Below are 17,775 nucleotides of genomic sequence, written 5' to 3'. Positions count from 1 at the left end.
GGGTAGCGAGAGCCTCAGCCCGCCGGACGCTGTGCCGAGCGGAGGAGAACGATCAGTACCAGCCGACCGACTCGGAGTGGGCCCAGGCGCCGCAGGGCGAGCCGTAGCGGCCGGAGATGTAGCCGAGGCCCCAGGTGATCTGGGTGCTCGCGTTGGTCGCCCAGTCGGAGCCGGCCGTCGCCATCTTGCTGCCGGGGAGTGCCTGCGGGATGCCGTAGGCACCGCTGGACTTGTTCTCGGCGTAGACGTTCCAGCCGGACTCGCGGTTCCAGAGGAGGACGAGGCAGTCGTACTCGCTGTCGGCCCAGCCGCGCTGCACGATCATGTCGTACGCGATGGCCTTTGCGGATCCGGGATCCGGAGCGGCGGCGCGCTGGACGGGAGCGGCGGTCTCCGCCTCGGCGGAGCCCGACTCCTCCTCGTCGGCGGTCGCGGAAGCGGTCTGAGTCTCGGTCGGAGTGGGCGTCGGGGTCGGAGTGGGCGTCGGCTTCGCCTCGGCGCCGAACGAGTCGCGCTGGACGGTCCGCTCGACGGCGTCCGCGACGACGAGCCGCTGCGCGGAGTCGCCGTTGAAGCGCGCCGGGGCCTGGTAGTAGGGGGAGGCGACCGCGCCGCTGGACGGATCGACGACGTTCACCATGGCGAACGCGATCGAGGCCGTGAAGGCCAGCACCGTCACCGGGATCCGAGCCCAGGAGCGCCGCACCGGGGTCTGGTGCGGGACCGCCGGGCGACCGCTGGTGCGGTTCGCGGGCGTGTGGGCGACGGAGGTCTGAGGATGCTGAGCCACGATTACGAAAGCATAACGGACGATGACCTGATCGGCCAGCAGATCCGGCTCCGGTCAGCGGACCGCCAGCATCACGTCGACGACCGTGTCGAGCAGCAGGTCGACCTGGGCCTCGGCGTACCCGCCGCGCTGCGGGGCGAAGGAGACGGTCCGCACGTCGTCCACGGTCAGCACCGATCCGTCGCGGAAGTAGCCGGAGATCCGGTCGGCGAAGGCGTCGACCTGGCGGATGTTGTAGCCCGTCGTGAGAGCGCCGGCCCGGGTGAACCGCTCGCGGGGAGCGCGGGCCAGCCGGTTCACGATCTCCTGGGCCGTCGACCGCGCGTCCGCGAGCCACGCCTCCTCGCCCCGGGCCGCGATCGCGTACTGGCGCTCTCGCAGGGCGAAGGCGTCCTCGAGGCGCTCGAGCGCCGCATCGACGTGGGGCGCGGAGTAGCCGCCCTTGCGCAGAGTGAACGCGGTGTGGCGCAGGTCGGCGGCGCGGAGGTCCGCCGGTCCCCCGGAGAGCTGCGAGTAGGCCTCGCGCGCCGACGCGAGGAAGGAGTCGACCTCGGCCGTGTCGTAGCCGGGACGGGACTCGCGGGCTCGGGGGAAGGGAGCGGTCATCCCGACATCATGCCAAGCCGCGCGCCGGGAGCGGAATCGGCACGCCCCGGTGAGGCGTGCGCTCAGTGGGCGAAGAGGAAGTACAGCACGTAGGCAGCTGCGGCCGACGGCAGGATCGAGTCCAGCCGGTCGAGGACTCCCCCGTGGCCGGGCAGCCAGGAGCTCATGTCCTTGATGCCGATGTCGCGCTTGATCAGCGACTCGGCGAGGTCGCCGAGCGTCGCGGTGAGGAGCACCACGGCCCCGAACACCGCGCCGACCCACCAGGGCTGGCCGAGCATCAGCAGGGCGAGCAGGACGCCGACGACGATCCCCGCGACGGCCGCACCGGCGAACCCCTCCCAGGTCTTCTTCGGGCTGATCCGCGGTGCCATCGGGTGCTTGCCCCAGGTGAGTCCGCTCACGTAGGCGCCGGTGTCGACGACGATCACGAGCACCAGGAACGCGAACGCCCAGAGCTGGCCGCCGGGCTCGGCGACGAGACGGATCGCGAAGGCACCGAGGAAGGTCGTGTAGCCCTGGACGAACGCGCCGAGGCCGATGTCGAGGGCTAGGTCCCTCCGGCTGGAGGCGGTGCGCCGGAAGAGCTGCTCCCCCAGCCGCCAGAGGCCGACGAGGACGGATCCGCCGAGGACCGTGGCCCACGCGGCGCCGAGGCCGCCGTAGTAGGCGGCCGGCACGGCGACGACCGCCACGATCCCGGTCGGGATGCGCGGGATGTCGCGACCGGCGTGGCGCAGGGCGTTCGAGAGCTCCAGCGCCGCGAGCAGCACCACCACCCCCGCGAGCACCATGAAGAGCTCCTTGACCAGGAGGAGGCTGACGACCATCGCACCGCCGCCGAGGAGTCCGATCGCGGTCGCCGACACGAGGTTCCGGCCCGAGCGCGCGGTCAGGCGGTCGTTCGTCGCCTCGAGCTGGGCGCGGGTCGCCTCGAGCTGGCGCTCGACGTCGGCCCGGCCCTGCTGGGCGCGCGCACGCAGCGCGTCGCGGGTGACCATCCGGGATCCCCGGGCACCCGGGACGTGCGGAGACGGTCTCTTCTCGCCGCCCTCGGGTCCTTCGGGGATCTCGGGCACCGCTACACCTCGAGCAGTTCGGATTCCTTGCGCTTGAGCGCCTCGTCGATCGCGTCGACGTGCTGCTTCGTGAGCGCCTCGAGCTCCTTCTCGCCGCGGGCGAGCTCGTCGTCGCCGATGTCGCCCTTCAGCGCGTCGAGGTCGTCCTTGCCCTTGCGGCGGATGTTGCGCACCGCGATCTTGGCGTCCTCGGCCTTGGTGCGGACGATCTTGACGAACTCCTTGCGGCGCTCGGCGGTGAGCTCCGGCAGGGTCACGCGGATGATCGTGCCGTCGTTGGTCGGGTTCGCGCCGAGGTTCGGCATGTCCCGGATGGCCTGCTCGATGTCGCGCAGCGAGCCCTTGTCGTAGGGCGTCAGGACGAGCGTGCGGGCCTCCTGGTTCTGCATCGAGGCGAGCTGCGACAGCGGCGTCGGGGTGCCGTAGTAGCTCACCAGCACCTTCTGGAACATGCCGGGGTTCGCGCGTCCGGTGCGGACCGTGGAGAAGTCCTCCTTGGCGACCTCGACGGCCTTGCCCATCTTGGTCTTCGCGTCGGCCAGTACATCCGAGATCACAGGGAGCTCCTTAAGAGAGGGAAGTGGTCAGTCTAGTTCGAGACGAGCGTGCCGAGCTCGGCGCCGCGGATGGCCTTCGCGACGTTGCCCGAGGGCTCCATGCCGAAGACCTGCATCGGCATGCCGTTGTCCATGCAGAGGCTGAACGCGGTGGAGTCGACCACCTTGAGGCCCCGCTGGAGCGCCTCCTGGTAGGTCAGCGAATCGAGCTTCTTCGCGTCGGGGTTCGTCCGCGGGTCGGCGTCGTACACGCCGTCCACACCGTTCTTGGCGACGAGGACCACGTCGGCGTGCGTCTCGAGCGCGCGCTGCGCGGCGACCGTGTCGGTCGAGAAGTACGGGAGTCCGGCGCCGGCGCCGAAGATGACGACGCGGCCCTTCTCCATGTGCCGGATCGCCCGGCGGGGGATGTAGGGCTCCGCGACCTGCGTCATCGCGATCGCGGACTGCACGCGCGTCTCGGCGCCCGCCTGCTCGAGGAAGTCCTGGAGGGCGAGGGCGTTCATCACCGTGCCCAGCATGCCCATGTAGTCGGCCCGGCCGCGGTCCATGCCGCGCTGCGAGAGCTCGGCTCCGCGGAAGAAGTTGCCGCCGCCGACGACCACCGAGATCTCCACCTCGGTCGCGGCATCGGCGATCTCGCGCGCCAGGGCGCTGATCACGTCCGGGTTCACGCCGAGCGTGCCGGCTCCGAACGCCTCCCCCGACAGCTTCAGAAGCACCCTGCGGCGCTTGCCCGTCGTCATCGCATCCGTCTCCGTCATGGACGTTTCCTCCCGTAGACCCGTACAAACCTATCCCGCGCGGAGCGGACCCCGCGACCACGCCCGGGGCCGCCCCGGGCAGAGCGAAGGGAGCCCGGGTCGACTGAACGACCCGGACTCCCTCCTGCAGTGCTGTTAGGCGCCGACCTTGAAGCGGGCGAAGCCCGACACGCTCAGGCCCGCGTCGCTCAGGACCTTGCTGACGGACAGCTTGTTGTCCTTCGCGTAGTCCTGGTCGAGCAGGGCGACCTGCTTGAAGTACGCGTTCACGCGTCCCTCGATGATCTTCGGCAGGGCGGCCTCGGGCTTGCCCTCGCCGCGCGAGATCTCCTCGACGATGCGGCGCTCGTTGTCGACCTCGGACTGCGGCACGTCCTCGCGCGAGAGGTAGGACGGGTTCGCGAACGAGATGTGCTGGGCGACGGAGCGCGCGGTCTCGGCGTCCTCACCCGCGTAGCCGACGACCACGCCGACCTGCGGGGGCAGGTCCTTGTTCGTCTTGTGGAGGTAGATCGCGAAGTGCTCGCCCGAGACGGAGGCCACGCGGCGCAGCTCCACCTTCTCGCCGAGGATCGCGGCCTCGTCGTTGATCAGGTCGGCGACGGTTTTGCCGTCGGCGGGGGCCGCGAGGGCCTCCTCGACCGTGGTGGAGCCGGCGGCGACGACCGCGGCGAGCACGGCGTCGGCGAGGGCGATGAACTTCGTGCCCTTGGCGACGAAGTCGGTCTCGCACGCGAGCTCGATCATCGTGGCGACGCCGTCCTTCTCGGCGGCGGCGACGAGGCCCTCGCTCGTGGAGCGGTCGGCGCGCTTCGCGTTGCCCTTGGCACCCTTGAGGCGGAGGATCTCGACCGCCTTGTCCAGGTCGCCGTCGGCCTCGACGAGCGCGTTCTTCGTGTCGACCATGCCGGTACCGAGCTGCTCGCGCAGCGTCTTGACGTCAGCGAGGCTGAAATTTGCCATGTTCTCGGAACTCCTCTTGGTTCGGAAACCCTGTGGCGCCGTCACTCGCGGCGGCGGGCTCACGGGAGGAGCCCAGCACGCCGAGGTGACGGCGGTTCTTACTCGTGGTGAACGTGCACCGACCGAGCGGGGGCCGGACGACCGCGGGTGCGGCGTCCGACCCCCGTCACGGAACGGGGTGTCAGGCGGTGGCGGTCTCGTCGGTCGCGGTCTCGTCGGTCGAGGTCTCGGCGGCGTCGGCCTCGGGGGCCTCCTCCGCGGCGGGGGCCTCGGCCTCGACGACGGCCTCGTCGGCGGTCTCGGTCTCGGCGTCGGCGACCTTCTCGGTCTCCGCGCCGGCCTGCTCGTTCGGCTCCTGCACGTCGGCGGCGGGCGCACCGGTGGAGAGCAGCTCCTGCTCCCACTCGGCCAGCGGCTCGACGGCGGAGACGTTGCCCTCGGCCTCGGGCTTCTGGTGGCGCTGGATGAGGCCCTCGGCCGCGGCGTCGGCGACGATGCGGGTGAGCAGGCTCACCGAGCGGATCGCGTCGTCGTTGCCCGGGATCGGGTACTGGACCTCGTCCGGGTCGCAGTTCGTGTCGAGGATGCCGATGACCGGGATGCCCAGCTTCTTGGCCTCGTCGATCGCGAGGTGCTCCTTCTTGGTGTCGACGACCCAGAGGGCCGACGGCGTCTTCGAGAGGTTGCGGATGCCGCCGAGCGACTTGTGCAGCTTGTCGAGCTCGCGCTTCTTGATGAGGAGCTCCTTCTTGGTGAAGCCGCTCTTCGACGTGTCGTCGAAGTCGAGCTCCTCCAGCTCCTTCATGCGGGCGAGGCGCTTCGAGACCGTCTGGAAGTTGGTCAGGAGGCCGCCGAGCCAGCGCTGGTTCACGTAGGGCTGGCCGACGCGGGTCGCCTGCTCCGAGATCGCGTTCTGCGCCTGCTTCTTGGTGCCGACGAAGAGGATGGTGCCGCCGTGGGCGACCGTCTCCTTGACGAAGTCGTAGGTCTTGTCGATGTAGGCCAGCGACTGCTGGAGGTCGATGATGTAGCTGCCCGAGCGCTCGGTCAGGATGAAGCGCTTCATCTTCGGGTTCCAGCGACGGGTCTGGTGCCCGAAGTGGACGCCGCTGTCGAGCAGCTGGCGCATGGTGACGACTGCCATGAGTCGTTCTCCTTGTCTCGGGGCCCGGGCGCACGACGGCGCCGAACTCCCGTTCGGTTGTCTGCGACGGCCGGTCGGCACGTCGCCCTGGCGCCCGGCGCACTCCCGCCCCGGCCGCATGAGCGGAGAGGGACCGTGGGGAGCGGAGGCCGAATGGGCGCGCGTAGTCACCCCGACGAGCGAGGTGCTCCGTGGAGTCTAGCACCAGGACGGCCGCCTCCCCCGCTGCTGCGGGAGGGCGGCCGTCGGGGCGCGGGAGGCCGGTGCTACTTGCGCGCCGACTTCATCACGGTGCGGATGTGCAGGGTGTCCATCTCCTCCAGAGAGCGGCCCTTGGTCTCGGGCACGAACATGAAGACGAAGACGAACGAGATCGCCGCGAAGGCGGCGTAGAGGCCGTAGGCCAGGGTGAGCGACACGTCCTGCGAGAGGATCGGGAAGGTCACCGTGATGGCGAAGTTCGCGATCCACTGGGCCGAGGCCGCCAGGCCGAGCGCGGCCGCTCGGATCCGGTTCGGGAAGATCTCGCCGAGGAGGACCCATACCAGCGGGCCCCAGGTCGCACCGAAGAAGACGACGAACGCGTTCGCCGAGACGAGGGCGATCGGCCCCCAGGCGCCGGGCAGCGAGACGTCCTCTCCGCTGATCGTCGACTGGCTGAAGGCGATGGCCATCAGTGCGAGCGAGACGGCCATGCCGGCCGATCCGACCAGCAGCAGCGGCTTCCGGCCGACCTTGTCGACCAGGAAGATCGCCACGAAGGTGACGACGACGTTCACGACCGAGGTGAAGACCGAGATCGCGAAGGAGTTGGACTCGTCGAATCCGACCGCGCTCCAGAGCGAGGTGGAGTAGTAGAAGATCACGTTGATGCCCACGAACTGCTGGAACACCGACAGCAGGATGCCGACCCAGACCACCGGGAGCAGGCCGAGGGCGGGGCCACGGAGGCTGGAGCGCTTCGCGTTCTCGGAGTCCTCGTCGATCTTCTTCTGGATGTCCGCGAGCGCCTCGTCGACCTCGTCGCGCGGCGTGACCGTCGCGAGCACCGCGCGGGCGTCCTCGGAGCGGCCGCGGGTCGCGAGGTAGCGGGGCGACTCCGGCAGGGTCAGGGCCAGGAGGCCGTAGATCACGGCCGGCACGGCGCAGGCGATGAACATCCAGCGCCAGGCGGCGACGCCGAACCAGAAGGGCTCGGAGGCGCCGTCCGCGCCGTTCGCGATGAGGGTGTCCGAGAGCAGGGCGGCGAAGATGCCGAGCGTGATCGCCAGCTGCTGCAGCGACGCGAGAGCTCCGCGGATGGCCTTGGGCGCGATCTCCGAGATGTAGGTCGGAGCGATCACGGAGGCGATGCCGATGCCGAGGCCTCCGACCACGCGCCAGAGCACGAGGTCCCAGACCGCGAACGCCGCGCCGGCGCCGATCGAGGAGATGAAGAAGAGCCCGGCGCCGAGCAGCATGACCTTGATGCGGCCCCAGCGGTCGGCGAGGCGGCCCGCGAGGTACGCGCCGAGTGCGCAGCCGAGCAGCGCGGAGGCGACGGCGAAGCCGATCAGCGCGGCCGAGAGCTGGAACTCGCCCTGCACCGCCTCCACGGCACCGTTCACCACCGACGAGTCGAAGCCGAAGAGGAAGCCGCCGACCGCCGCCGCGATCGCGAGGCCGATCACCTTCCTCTTCAGCTTCGCCGCCGAGGGGTTCGGGATGTCCGCTCTCCCGCTGGTCGTGTCAGATCGTCCGCTGGTCATGGTCGTCTCCGATTCTCGCCGCCGGTGGGGGCGGGGTGCCGCTCCCGAGCCGGATCACCGGCACGTTACTCCTCGCCGCGGCACCACCGGGACGGGTTGCGCTCTCCCCCGGCCGATGTCCTCCCTCCACAGCCGGGCCCGTCGCGCTCTCCTCCCCTGATCCGCTCGGCCGACCACCGGTCCCGGACCGGCTCCAGGAGGGTGGCCGCATGCTCCGATCCCGACTCCTGCGCCCGGGCGTGTTCGCCCTCGCCGCTCTGCTCGTCGGGGCGCCTCTCGGCGCCTCGCCCTCCGGCACCTCGTCCCCCGGCCGGTCCGACCCGCGGTGGAATTCACCCGTCCCGGGGTTCTCCGTCGTGGAGCCGTGGGGCGCGCCGGCCCACCGCTACGCCCCCGGGCACCGCGGGATCGACCTCGCGGCAGCGGCCGGGCAGCCCGTGGTCGCCGTCGCGGCGGGCACCGTGTCGTTCTCGGGCAGGGTGGTCGACCGGTCCGTGGTGAGCATCGTGCACGCGGACGGTCTGGTCTCGACGGTCGAGCCGGTCGACGGATCGGTGACGGCGGGGCAGGTCCTCACCGCGGGCCAGCCCGTCGGAGCAGTGGGTGCGGGCGGCCACTGCGACGGGAGGTGCGTGCACCTCGGCGTCCGCGAGGGTGGCGACTACGTCTCGCCGATGCGGTTCTTCGGCGGGATCCCCCGGGCGGTGCTTCTGCCGATGGACGACGTGGCGCAGGGTGTTGAGCGAGTGGCGCGGAAGGGTGCGTCCGGTGACTCGCGCGTCCGGTCAGGCGCGGGGGTGGGCGAGGCGGTAGGCGTCGCGGATCCGCTCGGTCGAGACGTGGGTGTAGATCTGCGTGGTGCCCAGGCTCGCGTGGCCGAGCAGCTCCTGGACGGCGCGGAGGTCGGCTCCGCCGTCGAGCAGATGGGTCGCCGCGGTGTGGCGGAGGGTGTGCGGACCGGACGGTCCGGAGCCCTGCCCGACGTCGAGGAGCCTCGCCACCACGCCGTAGACCGTGCGCGGGGTGAGGCGCGCGCCCCGCCGTCCCAGCAGCAGGGCCCCGCTCCCGTCGCCGGTGGCGAGAGAGGGTCGGGCGCGCTCCAGGTAGTCGACGAGCGCCTCCTTCGCGGGCACGCCGAACGGGACGACCCGCTGCTTGGCGCCCTTGCCGGTGACGAGCACGGTGAGCCTGCCGAGATCGACGTCGCCCAGGTCGACGGCGACCAGCTCGGAGACGCGGATGCCGGAGGCGTAGAGCAGCTCGACGATCGCGAGGTCCCGCAGCGCCACCGGGTCCTCGGTCGCGCCTCGCGCCGCGACCGTGTCGAGCACCTGTTCCGCCTGCGGGAGCGTGAGGACCCGCGGCAGTGTCCGTCCCGACTTGGGCGTCTTGAGGCGTGCGGCGACGTCGACGGGGAGCCGCTCGGTCCGATGCGCCCAGGAGGAGAAGGAGCGGACGGCCGCGGTGCGCCGGGCGAGGGTCGCGCGGGCGATCCCCGACTCCGACTCTCGCCAGAGCCAGTCGCGCAGCAGCTCGAGGTCGAGCTCGGCGGTGAGGAGCCGCCCCTTCTCCTCCGTGTGGGCGATCAGGCGCGCCAGGTCGGAGCGGTAGCCCTTCGCGGTGGCGGGCGAGAGGGACCGCTCGTCGAGGACGTAACGGAGGAAGTGCTCGACCGAGTCGGCGAGCGTCTCGCCGGTCATGATCCGTCCGGCATCCGCGACCAGAGGTCGATGCGCCCCTGCTCGTCGAGCCCCTCGAGCCGCTCGATCAGGTCGGTGCCGAACCGCGTCGCGATCGGGGCCGGTGCCGTCGGCACGAACGAGGCGGCCACCGTCTCCGGGTGGACGTGGACGAGCGAGAGGCTCTGCGCTCCGTCGACGCCGGCGAGCTCCCGCTCGGGCGCTCCGAGGTCCATCGTGTAGCTGGTGGCGCCGGCGACGAGCACGGGCACGCCCGCGAAGGTCGCAGCCGTGGGGTAGTGCAGGTGGCCGCCGAGGATCGCGCGGACGTCGGTTCCGCGCACCACCTCCTCGAGGCGGTCGATCCCCCGCAGCTCGAGCACGGTCATCGCGCCGAGCGGCGTGGGCAGCGGAGGGTGGTGCAGGGCGAGGATCGTCCCGAGCGGGGCCGGTGCGGCGAGCTCGTCCTTCAGCCAGGCCAGCTGGGCGTCGGTGAGGTCGCCGTGGTGGAAGCCGGGCACCGCGCTGTCGAGCGCGATGAGCCGGAGCCCGCCGAGGTCGACGACCTGGTCCACGGGTCCCGCGCCCGCCGGGTCCTGCTCGAGGAGCACCCGCCGGAAGGCTCCGCGCTCGTCGTGGTTGCCCATCACCCAGACGATCGGGCAGCCGAACCGCTCGCCCACGGGGTCGAGCTGCTCGCGCACGCGCCGGTAGGCGTCCTCCTCGCCGCGGTCCGCGACGTCCCCGGTCACCACGATCGCGTCCAGGCGTCCGCCGCGCTCGGCCAGCCGGCCGACCGCCTGCGCGAGGCGGGCGACCGTGTCGACCTTCCCGTAGAGCGGAGCGCCGTCGGCCAGCAGGTGCGTGTCGCTCAGATGCGCGATGACCCTGTCGGCGGCGCGGAAGTGCCCGAGCTGCGGGCGCTCTCCGCCGTGTCCTGCTGCCGTGGCGTCCATGCCGCTCCCCTCGCCGATGCCCCTTCAGCGTAGGGCGGACCGCCGACAGCGCCGCGGCGGCGGGGCCGCTCACCCGGGTGCCCGCTCCCAGTCCCCGTCCTCGGAACGGTGGACGCGTCCGTCTGCGAGGAGCGCACCCAGCGCCGACAGTGCCGAATCGAGCGAATCCCCGGAGAGCCGGGCGACGGTTGCGGCGTCACAGCCTCCTTCGGATTCGACGACGGCCAGGACTCGCGCCTCAGCCGCGGTCAGCGCTCGGCACGATCCGTCGGCGTCGCCGACGGCGAGCAGTTCGAGCACATCCGCCGGCGAGGTGACGCAGGTCGCCGCGTACTCGCGGAGGAGCCGGTGGCAGCCGGCGGAGGAGGCACTGGTGACCGGGCCCGGGACCGCACCGAGGGGGCGGCCCAGGGCAGCCGCGTGGCCGGCGGTGTTGAGGGATCCGGAGCGGGCGCCGGCCTCGACGACGACGGTGCCCACGGTGGAGGCGGCGATGAGGCGGTTGCGCTGCAGGAATCGCCAGCGGGTGGGCGTGGTGCCCGGCGGGACCTCCGTCGCGACGGCGCAGCCGGGGGTGGCGATGATGCGGTGGAGGAGGTCGGCGTGAGCCGTCGGGTAGAGGCGGTCCGCTCCCCCGGCGAGGAAGGCGACCGTCCGGCCTCCGGAGCCGAGGGCGGCGCGGTGGGCGACCGCGTCGATCCCGAAGGCACCGCCCGAGACGACGGAGACGCCTCGCGCCGCGACGCCCGCGGCGAGCTCGGCGGCCACGTGCTCGCCGTAACCGGTCGCAGCGCGGGCGCCGACGAGGGCGAGGCGGTGCGGCGGATCGAAGGCGGCGGGATCACCGCGCAGCCAGAGCAGGAGTGGCGCGTGCGGCCCGAGGTCGTCGAGCGACTCGGGCCACACGGGAGCCCCGGGCAGGAGCAGTCGGGCGCCGAGTCGCTCGGCGATCTCGAGACGTCGGAACAGGAGCCTGCGGTCCAGGCGCGGTCGCCAGCGCGCCAGCCCCGACTGGAGCGCGGCGACCTCGGAGTCGAGGGGCGCGAGCGCCCCGCCTCCTTCGTCGGAGGGAGCGCGATGCGGGGGCGCGAGGATCTCCTCCGCGGACGACGAGGACACGACGTGGGCGAAGGCCTCGGCCGCGCCGACCCTCTCGATGAGGAGGGCGGCGACGGAGTCGCCGGGCTCGGTCAGAGAGTTCCAGCCGCACCGGGCAGCAGCGTCGACGAGTGCGCTCCGAGCGCAGCCGGACTCACCCGAAGGCTCGCCGTCGGCCGCCGAGTCCGGATCGGCTGCGCCGCTCGGCAGCAGTCGGCGAACAGCGTCGAGCTCCGCTCCGTCGAAGAGCGCGTCGGGCCGGATCACGCGGCACCTCCTCGAAGGGCGAGCGCGCGCGCGAGGTGGGCTGCTGACGGCCGGTCGGCTGCGTCGAGGTCCGCGAGCGTCCAGGCCAGGCGCAGGACCCGGTCGTAGCCGCGCATGGTCACCAGACCTCGCTCCAGAGCCCGGTCGAGCGTGCGGGACTCGGCACTGGTCGGGCGCACCGCGTCCGAGCGCAGCCAGGCGCCGGAGACCTCCGAGTTGAGCGTCCACGGAGTTGAGGCGAGGCGAGCCGCTGCCAGGGACCGCGCCGCGGCGACACGGGCGCGAGCCTGCGCCGTCGACATTCCGGACGTGTCTCGACGTGCAGCCAGCTGAGCCGCGCTGATGCGGCGGACCGTCAGGCGGATGTCGACGCGGTCGAGCAGCGGTCCGCTGAGCCGCGCGAGGTAGCGGCGGCGGACCGAGGGAGCGCAGGTGCAGGTCTCTCCGGGGATGCCGAAGCGGCCGCACGGGCACGGGTTCGCCGCGAGGACGAGCTGCACCCGCGCGGGGAACTCGGCGACGGCGTTCGCGCGGTGGATGCGGATCACGCCGGATTCGAGCGGCTGGCGCAAGGCGTCGAGGGCGACGGACGAGAACTCGGGGGCCTCGTCGAGGAACAGCACGCCCCTGGTGGCGCGGGCGACCGCGCCGGGACGGATGCGGCCGCTGCCCCCGCCGACGATCGCTGCGGAGGAGGCCGAGTGGTGCGGACTCTCGAACGGCGGCCTGCGCACCAGCGCGCCACCGGTCGGCGCTCCGACGAGCGAGCGCATGCAGGTGGCCTCGAGCGCTGCATCGTCGTCGAGGTCGGGGAGGATGCCCGGCAAGCGCGAGGCGAGCATCGTCTTCCCGGCGCCGGGAGGCCCCAGCAGGAACACGTGGTGCCCGCCCGCCGCCGCGACGACCATCGCCTCGGCCGCCTCCTCGTTCCCCACCACGTCGGAGAGGTCGAAACGGGCCTCCGGCTCGGACACCGTCTCAGACGGCGGCGCGGCCTCGGGGAGCACCGGCACTTCCCACTCGGCTCCGTGCCAGACGGCGGCCGCCGCCAGCGAGGAGACCGCGATCACCTCGACGCCGTCGACCAGCTCCGCCTCGAGCCGGTCCTCGACGGGGACCATCACGCGGCGCCTGCCCTCGCGGGCGGCCGCGAGCACCGCGGGCAGCACGCCCGGGACGGAGCGCAGCCGGCCGTCCAGGCCGAGCTCCCCGATGTGGACGACCGCGGCGACCGACTCCGCATCGACCTCACGGAGCGACGCGAGCGCGGCCAGCCCGATGGCGAGATCGAAGGCGGAGCCGTGCTTGGGCATCGCGGCCGGCGAGAGGTTCACGGTGATCTTGTACTCGGCGATGGTGCTGCCGGAGTTGATCGCCGCCGAGCGCACCCGCTCCTTCGCCTGCGCGAGCGCGGCGTCGGGCAGGCCGATGATCACCATTCCCGGGGTGCCGTCGGCCGAGTGCGCCTCCACCCCGACCACGGCTCCCGCGAAGCCGACGAGACCGACCGCCGTGGTCCTTCCCAGGCCCATCAGGCCACCGCCCGCAGGTGCCGGATCTGCGACGGGACTCCCCCGGGAGCGACGATGCCGACCGCGTCGATCCGCAGATGCCGGGAGCGCTCGTGGTGCTCGTCGGCCCAGGCGTAGGCGAGTCGGCGCAGGCGCTGCGCCTTGGCCCGCGTGATGGCCTCGACCGGCAGTCCGAAGCGCGTCGATGAGCGCGTCTTCACCTCCACCACGACCAGTGCCGACCCGTCGCGGGCCACGATGTCGAGCTCGCCCTCGCGGACCCGCCAGTTGCGGTCGAGGATCTCGAATCCGTTGTCTCTCAGGTGCGCCGCCGCGATCTCCTCGCCGCGCCGCCCCAGTTCGTCCTTGTCCATGCGTCCTCCTGCCGGAAGCGTGCAGGACCAGGGAGGAGCGCTGGACGGCCGAGAGGGGGATCCGGGGAGAAGACGGCCGAGGAGGTGCGTGGGGAGGGACCTCGGTCCGGGGTCTGGATACGGCGCCGGGACCGCTACGCGACCAGCAGGAGGAATGCGCGCCGCGTGAAGACGAGACCCTCGGAGCCGCGCATCCGAGAGAGCTCCGGAGCGGGGTGGGGCTCCTGGCACCGGGTCTCGATGCGCCGTCGGAGGCGGCTACGCGACCAGCAAGGGGTCCGGAGCCTGCCGCGACAGCGTCCTACTCGTCGAGCGCGAGCTCCTTGGGGAGCTCGAACTCCTTGCGGGAGAGCTCCTCGACGTTGACGTCCTTGAAGGTCAGCACGCGCACCGACTTCACGAAGCGGTCGGAGCGGTAGACGTCCCAGACCCACACGTCGCGCATGGTGAGCTCGAAGTAGAAGTCGTGCTCGGTGTCGCGGCGAACCAGGTCGACCTCGTTCGCCAGGTAGAACCGGCGCTCGGTCTCGACGACGTACGAGAACTGCGAGACGACGTCGCGGTACTCCCGGTACAGTGCCAGCTCGACCTCGCGGTCGTAGTCCTCGAATTCGTCCTCATCCATCGTTGGACAATCCTACGCCGAGCCGACGGGCACGAACGCCGGGAGCGGCTCCTCGACGCTCTCCCGCGACTTCGACAGCCAGGTCACCCGGTGCAGCGGGGACGGGCCGACCCGCTCGATCCCCGCCCAGTGCGCGGCGCTGCCGTAGCCCTTGTTGCTGTCCCAGGCGTAGTCGGCGAAGTCGTCGTGGTGGCGCACCATCTGACCGTCCCGGCCCACCTTCGCGAGCACGGAGGCGGCGGAGACGGCGGCGCAGTCGCGGTCGGCCTTCACGCGGGTGACGATCGTCAACTCGGCCGCCCACTCGCCCAGCGCGGGCGTCAGCCAGTCGTGAGCGCCGTCGAGGAGGACGACGGCGGTGGCGAGGTCGACGCCCTGGTCGGCGAGGCGCTCGATGCCCCTCGACGCGGCGCGGCCGAGGCCGGCGATGATCCCGGTCTCGTCGATCTCGTCCGCCGAGGACTCGCCGATCGCCCAGGCGGAGACCCACTTCGCTACTCCCGGCAGGAGCGCCTCGCGGCGGGCGGGAGCGAGCATCTTGGAGTCGCGGAGCCCCTCGGGGAAGCGCCCGCAGCGGCTGCCGATCGACACGACGCCGACCGAGACCGGGCCGGCGATCGCGCCGCGGCCGACCTCGTCGCAGCCGATGACCGTCTCATAGCCCTGCCGGAAGAGGCGCCGCTCCTGCGTCAGCGTCGGCTCGGCGACGACCACCTAGCCCTGCCCGCTCTGCGCGTCGTCCGAGCCCTCCTCGGAGGCCTCGGTGTCGACTCCGCGGAACACCGACGGGTAGTCGTCGAGCCACGCCCACTGCTGCACGGGCCAGGTCACGAGGATCGCGCGGCCCACGACGTTGTCGATCGGCACGAAGCCGCCGCCCGGCTTGTCGGTGTTGTAGCGGGAGTCGGCGGAGTTGTAGCGGTTGTCGCCCATCACCCAGAGCGAGCCCTCGGGCACGACGACGTCGAAGGGGGTGGCCGAGACGGCCTGCACCCCGTCCGGCAACTTCACGTAGGGCTCGTCGATCGGGTTGCCGTTGATCTCGACCTGGCCGAGCGGCGTGCAGCAGGTCACGTGGTCGCCCGGCAGGCCGATGACGCGCTTGATGAGGTGGTCGTTGCTGTCGGGAGCGGTGAGGCCGACGAGCGCGAGGGCGGAGTCGACCGCGGCCTGGAACGGCGGCACGTTGGGCTCGGAGCTCGGCGAGAGCCATCCGCCGGGATCGCGGAAGACGACGACGTCGCCGCGCGAGATCTTCACCACTCCGGGCACGAGCTCGTTCACGAGGATGCGATCGTTCTCGACGAGCGTCTGCTCCATGGAGGAGGAGGGGATGTAGAACGAGCGGATCAGGAAGGTCTTCACGAGGAAGGAGACGAGCACCGCGACCACGAAGATGATCAGCACGTCGCGAAGGAAGAGCAGGACACCCCGGCGCTTGCGCGGGCGCTTCTCGGACGGATCCGCCGAGTGGCGGGCGTGGTCCTCGCCTCCGGGGAGGCGGACCGGGGCCGTGCTGTCTGTCATCGCTCGCCGTCGCCCCTACTGTGCATCACCGGGTGGACTCCCCGGACGGATCGCCCCCGAGAAAGGGAGGAACCCCGGTCCATCATAGGTGGACCGGGGTTCCCGAGAAGTCGTGCGGAAGCCGCTCAGGCGTCGCGCTTCTCCTTGATCTTCGCCTTCTTGCCGCGCAGGTTGCGCAGGTAGTAGAGCTTCGCGCGACGGACGTCACCGCGGGTGACGACCTCGATGTGGTCGATGACCGGCGAGTGCACGGGGAACGTGCGCTCGACGCCGACCTGGAAGCTCACCTTGCGGACGGTGAAGGTCTCGCGGACGCCCTCGTTGGAGCGGCCGATGACGACGCCCTGGAAGACCTGGATGCGCGAGCGGGAGCCCTCGACGATGTTGACGTGGACCTTGACGGTGTCGCCGGCGCGGAAGTCCGGGACATCGCTGCGGAGGGACGCCGCATCGACGGAATCGAGGATGTGCATGCTGTATCGCTCTCCGTGCCCGCCACAGGTCGAACACCGTTTCGTTGATGGAAGTCGGTCGTGCCCACGTCGTCGCGGCTCCCCTGTGGCAGAGCCTGCGCGAGGCACAAGCGCTCATTCTGCCATGCCGCGTCGATCCGAGTCAAAGCAGGGTCGTCGGGAGGGCAGAGTCACCTGGAGGACAGGGTCGCCCTGAGGGCAGAGCCGCGCAGAGGGCGGATCCGTCGAGAGGGCCGAGCCGTGGAGCAGGGCGGGGCCTCGCAGGGGACAGCGCCTCTCGGGACGCCCGACCCCTCAGAGGACGATGGTCTGCCCGTCCTGCGGGCGCTCCGGGTCGAAGCCCTCGCCGGCGACGGGGCGGTGAGCGCCCTCGGCCTGCACGGACGCCGCCTCCGAGAAGGCGAGGAGAGTGGCCCTCGCGTCGCCGAGGAATCGCCACGCCGAGTGCCAGAAGGCCGCCACTCCGAGGACCACCGAGAGCAGGCCCAGCCCCCAGGCGCCGGGCGGGAAGAAGCCGAAGGCGATCAGGGAGAGGTGCCAGGCGCCGACCACGGCCACGTCGCCCCACGCGGGAGTGCGCGTGGGCCGAACGGTCACCCGGAATGCGACGATCGCGGCCACAGCCGCCAGCGCGACCGCCAGAATGGGGAGGGCGATCACCAGGCCGAGCACGGTCCAGCCGCTCGATCCTCCGAAGACCCCGTAGCCGAGGAGGATCCACAAGGGCAGCACGATCGCCGCCGGGAACTGCCAGGAACCGAATGCCCGTCGCGTGCGCATGCACCGACCGTACCCACCACCGCTGAGCGACGGCTCAGCGGACCCCGAGAGGATCAGGATGATCGAGCTACGCACCCCCGCCGAGATCGAGGAGATGCGTCCCGCCGGCCGCTTCGTCGGCGAGGTACTGAAGGCCACCTCCGCCGCTGCCGCGGTCGGCGTGAACCTGCTCGAGCTCGACCGGCTCGCCCACGACATGATCCGCACGGCCGGCGCCGAGTCCTGCTACATCGACTACCACCCCTCCTTCGGCGCGAGTCCCTTCGGCAAGGTCATCTGCACCTCCGTCAACGACGCGGTGCTGCACGGCCTGCCCTTCGACTACCGGCTGAAGGACGGCGACCTGCTCACCCTCGACTTCGCCGCCTCCGTGAACGGCTGGGTCGCCGACTCGGCCATCAGCGTCGTGGTCGGGACGCCGCGCGAGGAGGACCTCGCCCTCATCGACACCACCACACGCGCGCTCGAGGCCGGCATCGCCGCCGCGCAGCCCGGGAAGAAGATCGGCGACATCTCCGCGGCCATCGCGGCCGTCGCACACGCCGAGGGCCTGTCCATCAACACCGACTTCGGCGGCCACGGCGTCGGCCGCACGATGCACGGCGATCCGCACATCCCCAACGACGGACGCGCCGGCCGCGGCTACCCGCTCCGCTCGGGCCTCGTCGTCGCGATCGAGCCGTGGTTCCTGCAGACGACCGACGAGATCTACACGGACAAGGACGGCTGGACCCTCCGCAGCCGTGACGGCTCGCGCGGCGCCCACATGGAGCACACGATCGCCATCACCGAGACGGGGAACATCGTCCTCTCCGCGCGGGATTGACCAAGCGG

19 protein-coding genes and 1 pseudogene are annotated in these 17,775 nt (G+C 71.7%); 2 read left to right on the top strand and 18 right to left on the bottom strand.

Annotated elements, in window-relative coordinates:
- Positions 1 to 52 precede the first annotated feature (52 nt).
- The 8 genes from C5D36_RS06325 to C5D36_RS06290 form a co-directional block, all read right to left on the bottom strand.
- On the bottom strand, positions 53 to 790 hold the full coding sequence (locus tag C5D36_RS06325; protein WP_258061290.1) for a lytic transglycosylase domain-containing protein: 738 nt from the start codon (positions 788 to 790) through the stop codon (positions 53 to 55).
- Positions 791 to 844: 54 nt separating this feature from the next.
- Positions 845 to 1,396 (bottom strand): DivIVA domain-containing protein, encoded by a 552-nt coding sequence (locus tag C5D36_RS06320; protein WP_104226865.1) that lies wholly within the window; start codon positions 1,394 to 1,396, stop codon positions 845 to 847.
- A gap of 62 nt (positions 1,397 to 1,458) precedes the next feature.
- Positions 1,459 to 2,397: a phosphatidate cytidylyltransferase gene (locus C5D36_RS06315; RefSeq protein WP_104232500.1), complete on the bottom strand. Its 939-nt coding sequence runs from the start codon at positions 2,395 to 2,397 to the stop codon at positions 1,459 to 1,461.
- Between the two features lie 80 nt (positions 2,398 to 2,477).
- Positions 2,478 to 3,032: a ribosome recycling factor gene (gene frr / locus C5D36_RS06310; protein ID WP_104232499.1), complete on the bottom strand. Its 555-nt coding sequence runs from the start codon at positions 3,030 to 3,032 to the stop codon at positions 2,478 to 2,480.
- A gap of 32 nt (positions 3,033 to 3,064) precedes the next feature.
- Positions 3,065 to 3,778, bottom strand: coding sequence for a UMP kinase (pyrH, locus tag C5D36_RS06305; RefSeq protein ID WP_374953771.1), 714 nt, complete (start codon positions 3,776 to 3,778; stop codon positions 3,065 to 3,067).
- A gap of 153 nt (positions 3,779 to 3,931) precedes the next feature.
- Positions 3,932 to 4,759 carry a translation elongation factor Ts gene (gene tsf, locus C5D36_RS06300; protein WP_104295447.1) on the bottom strand — a complete coding sequence of 276 codons (828 nt, stop codon included), beginning with the start codon at positions 4,757 to 4,759 and terminating at the stop codon, positions 3,932 to 3,934.
- Positions 4,760 to 4,940: 181 nt separating this feature from the next.
- Positions 4,941 to 5,903 (bottom strand): 30S ribosomal protein S2, encoded by a 963-nt coding sequence (rpsB, locus tag C5D36_RS06295; protein ID WP_104295446.1) that lies wholly within the window; start codon positions 5,901 to 5,903, stop codon positions 4,941 to 4,943.
- A gap of 266 nt (positions 5,904 to 6,169) precedes the next feature.
- Positions 6,170 to 7,651, bottom strand: a complete 1,482-nt coding sequence (locus C5D36_RS06290) for a sugar porter family MFS transporter (RefSeq protein ID WP_104223897.1) — start codon at positions 7,649 to 7,651, stop codon at positions 6,170 to 6,172.
- Between the two features lie 209 nt (positions 7,652 to 7,860).
- Here C5D36_RS06290 and C5D36_RS17340 point away from each other — a divergent pair.
- Positions 7,861 to 8,313: pseudogene (locus tag C5D36_RS17340) on the top strand (murein hydrolase activator EnvC family protein); the annotation flags it as partial.
- 123 nt (positions 8,314 to 8,436) lie between these two features.
- Here C5D36_RS17340 and C5D36_RS06280 read toward each other — a convergent pair.
- The 10 genes from C5D36_RS06280 to C5D36_RS06235 all read right to left on the bottom strand — a co-directional run bounded on the left by C5D36_RS06280 (position 8,437) and on the right by C5D36_RS06235 (position 16,941).
- Positions 8,437 to 9,351 carry a tyrosine recombinase XerC gene (locus tag C5D36_RS06280; protein WP_104295445.1) on the bottom strand — a complete coding sequence of 305 codons (915 nt, stop codon included), beginning with the start codon at positions 9,349 to 9,351 and terminating at the stop codon, positions 8,437 to 8,439.
- The gene (locus C5D36_RS06275) at positions 9,348 to 10,286 is read right to left on the bottom strand and encodes a phosphodiesterase (protein WP_104223899.1); all 939 of its coding nucleotides are present in this window, start codon (positions 10,284 to 10,286) and stop codon (positions 9,348 to 9,350) included. Before C5D36_RS06275 ends, C5D36_RS06280 begins: the two co-directional genes overlap by 4 nt.
- 69 nt (positions 10,287 to 10,355) lie before the next feature.
- Entirely contained in the window at positions 10,356 to 11,651 is a 1,296-nt protein-coding gene (gene dprA / locus C5D36_RS06270; protein WP_258062879.1) for a DNA-processing protein DprA, read from the bottom strand.
- Positions 11,648 to 13,183, bottom strand: coding sequence for a YifB family Mg chelatase-like AAA ATPase (locus C5D36_RS06265; RefSeq protein WP_104295444.1), 1,536 nt, complete (start codon positions 13,181 to 13,183; stop codon positions 11,648 to 11,650). The genes dprA and C5D36_RS06265 overlap by 4 nt, the downstream gene beginning before the upstream one ends.
- Positions 13,183 to 13,536 (bottom strand): YraN family protein, encoded by a 354-nt coding sequence (locus C5D36_RS06260; RefSeq protein ID WP_104223901.1) that lies wholly within the window; start codon positions 13,534 to 13,536, stop codon positions 13,183 to 13,185. Before C5D36_RS06260 ends, C5D36_RS06265 begins: the two co-directional genes overlap by 1 nt.
- A 301-nt stretch (positions 13,537 to 13,837) precedes the next feature.
- On the bottom strand, positions 13,838 to 14,161 hold the full coding sequence (locus C5D36_RS06255; RefSeq protein WP_055792576.1) for a DUF2469 domain-containing protein: 324 nt from the start codon (positions 14,159 to 14,161) through the stop codon (positions 13,838 to 13,840).
- Between the two features lie 12 nt (positions 14,162 to 14,173).
- Positions 14,174 to 14,875 carry a ribonuclease HII gene (locus tag C5D36_RS06250; protein ID WP_104250529.1) on the bottom strand — a complete coding sequence of 234 codons (702 nt, stop codon included), beginning with the start codon at positions 14,873 to 14,875 and terminating at the stop codon, positions 14,174 to 14,176.
- Positions 14,876 to 15,688: a signal peptidase I gene (gene lepB / locus C5D36_RS06245; RefSeq protein WP_104223903.1), complete on the bottom strand. Its 813-nt coding sequence runs from the start codon at positions 15,686 to 15,688 to the stop codon at positions 14,876 to 14,878.
- Positions 15,689 to 15,813: 125 nt separating this feature from the next.
- Positions 15,814 to 16,161: a 50S ribosomal protein L19 gene (rplS, locus tag C5D36_RS06240; RefSeq protein WP_104223904.1), complete on the bottom strand. Its 348-nt coding sequence runs from the start codon at positions 16,159 to 16,161 to the stop codon at positions 15,814 to 15,816.
- A gap of 294 nt (positions 16,162 to 16,455) precedes the next feature.
- Positions 16,456 to 16,941, bottom strand: coding sequence for a hypothetical protein (locus C5D36_RS06235; RefSeq protein ID WP_104354883.1), 486 nt, complete (start codon positions 16,939 to 16,941; stop codon positions 16,456 to 16,458).
- 58 nt (positions 16,942 to 16,999) lie between these two features.
- Between C5D36_RS06235 and map the strand changes: the two genes are divergently transcribed.
- Positions 17,000 to 17,767: a type I methionyl aminopeptidase gene (map, locus tag C5D36_RS06230; RefSeq protein WP_104295442.1), complete on the top strand. Its 768-nt coding sequence runs from the start codon at positions 17,000 to 17,002 to the stop codon at positions 17,765 to 17,767.
- Positions 17,768 to 17,775 lie beyond the last annotated feature (8 nt).

The sequence above is a fragment of the Rathayibacter sp. AY1C6 genome (genome assembly GCF_002931535.1).
Lineage (GTDB): Bacteria > Actinomycetota > Actinomycetes > Actinomycetales > Microbacteriaceae > Rathayibacter.
This window is presented reverse-complemented; position numbering and strand designations above follow the sequence as displayed.

What these genes read in the sequence shown, in the direction of transcription:
- C5D36_RS06320 (WP_104226865.1), bottom strand. Translation starts at nt 1,396, where the DNA reads ATGACCGCTCCCTTCCCCCGAGCCCGCGAGTCCCGTCCCGGCTACGAC.
- C5D36_RS06315 (WP_104232500.1), bottom strand. Translation starts at nt 2,397, where the DNA reads ATGGTCACCCGCGACGCGCTGCGTGCGCGCGCCCAGCAGGGCCGGGCC.
- pyrH (WP_374953771.1), bottom strand. Translation starts at nt 3,778, where the DNA reads ATGACGACGGGCAAGCGCCGCAGGGTGCTTCTGAAGCTGTCGGGGGAG.
- tsf (WP_104295447.1), bottom strand. Translation starts at nt 4,759, where the DNA reads ATGGCAAATTTCAGCCTCGCTGACGTCAAGACGCTGCGCGAGCAGCTC.
- rpsB (WP_104295446.1), bottom strand. Translation starts at nt 5,903, where the DNA reads ATGGCAGTCGTCACCATGCGCCAGCTGCTCGACAGCGGCGTCCACTTC.
- C5D36_RS06290 (WP_104223897.1), bottom strand. Translation starts at nt 7,651, where the DNA reads ATGACCAGCGGACGATCTGACACGACCAGCGGGAGAGCGGACATCCCG.
- C5D36_RS06280 (WP_104295445.1), bottom strand. Translation starts at nt 9,351, where the DNA reads ATGACCGGCGAGACGCTCGCCGACTCGGTCGAGCACTTCCTCCGTTAC.
- C5D36_RS06275 (WP_104223899.1), bottom strand. Translation starts at nt 10,286, where the DNA reads ATGGACGCCACGGCAGCAGGACACGGCGGAGAGCGCCCGCAGCTCGGG.
- C5D36_RS06265 (WP_104295444.1), bottom strand. Translation starts at nt 13,183, where the DNA reads ATGGGCCTGGGAAGGACCACGGCGGTCGGTCTCGTCGGCTTCGCGGGA.
- C5D36_RS06260 (WP_104223901.1), bottom strand. Translation starts at nt 13,536, where the DNA reads ATGGACAAGGACGAACTGGGGCGGCGCGGCGAGGAGATCGCGGCGGCG.
- C5D36_RS06255 (WP_055792576.1), bottom strand. Translation starts at nt 14,161, where the DNA reads ATGGATGAGGACGAATTCGAGGACTACGACCGCGAGGTCGAGCTGGCA.
- lepB (WP_104223903.1), bottom strand. Translation starts at nt 15,688, where the DNA reads ATGACAGACAGCACGGCCCCGGTCCGCCTCCCCGGAGGCGAGGACCAC.
- rplS (WP_104223904.1), bottom strand. Translation starts at nt 16,161, where the DNA reads ATGCACATCCTCGATTCCGTCGATGCGGCGTCCCTCCGCAGCGATGTC.
- C5D36_RS06235 (WP_104354883.1), bottom strand. Translation starts at nt 16,941, where the DNA reads ATGCGCACGCGACGGGCATTCGGTTCCTGGCAGTTCCCGGCGGCGATC.
- map (WP_104295442.1), top strand. Translation starts at nt 17,000, where the DNA reads ATGATCGAGCTACGCACCCCCGCCGAGATCGAGGAGATGCGTCCCGCC.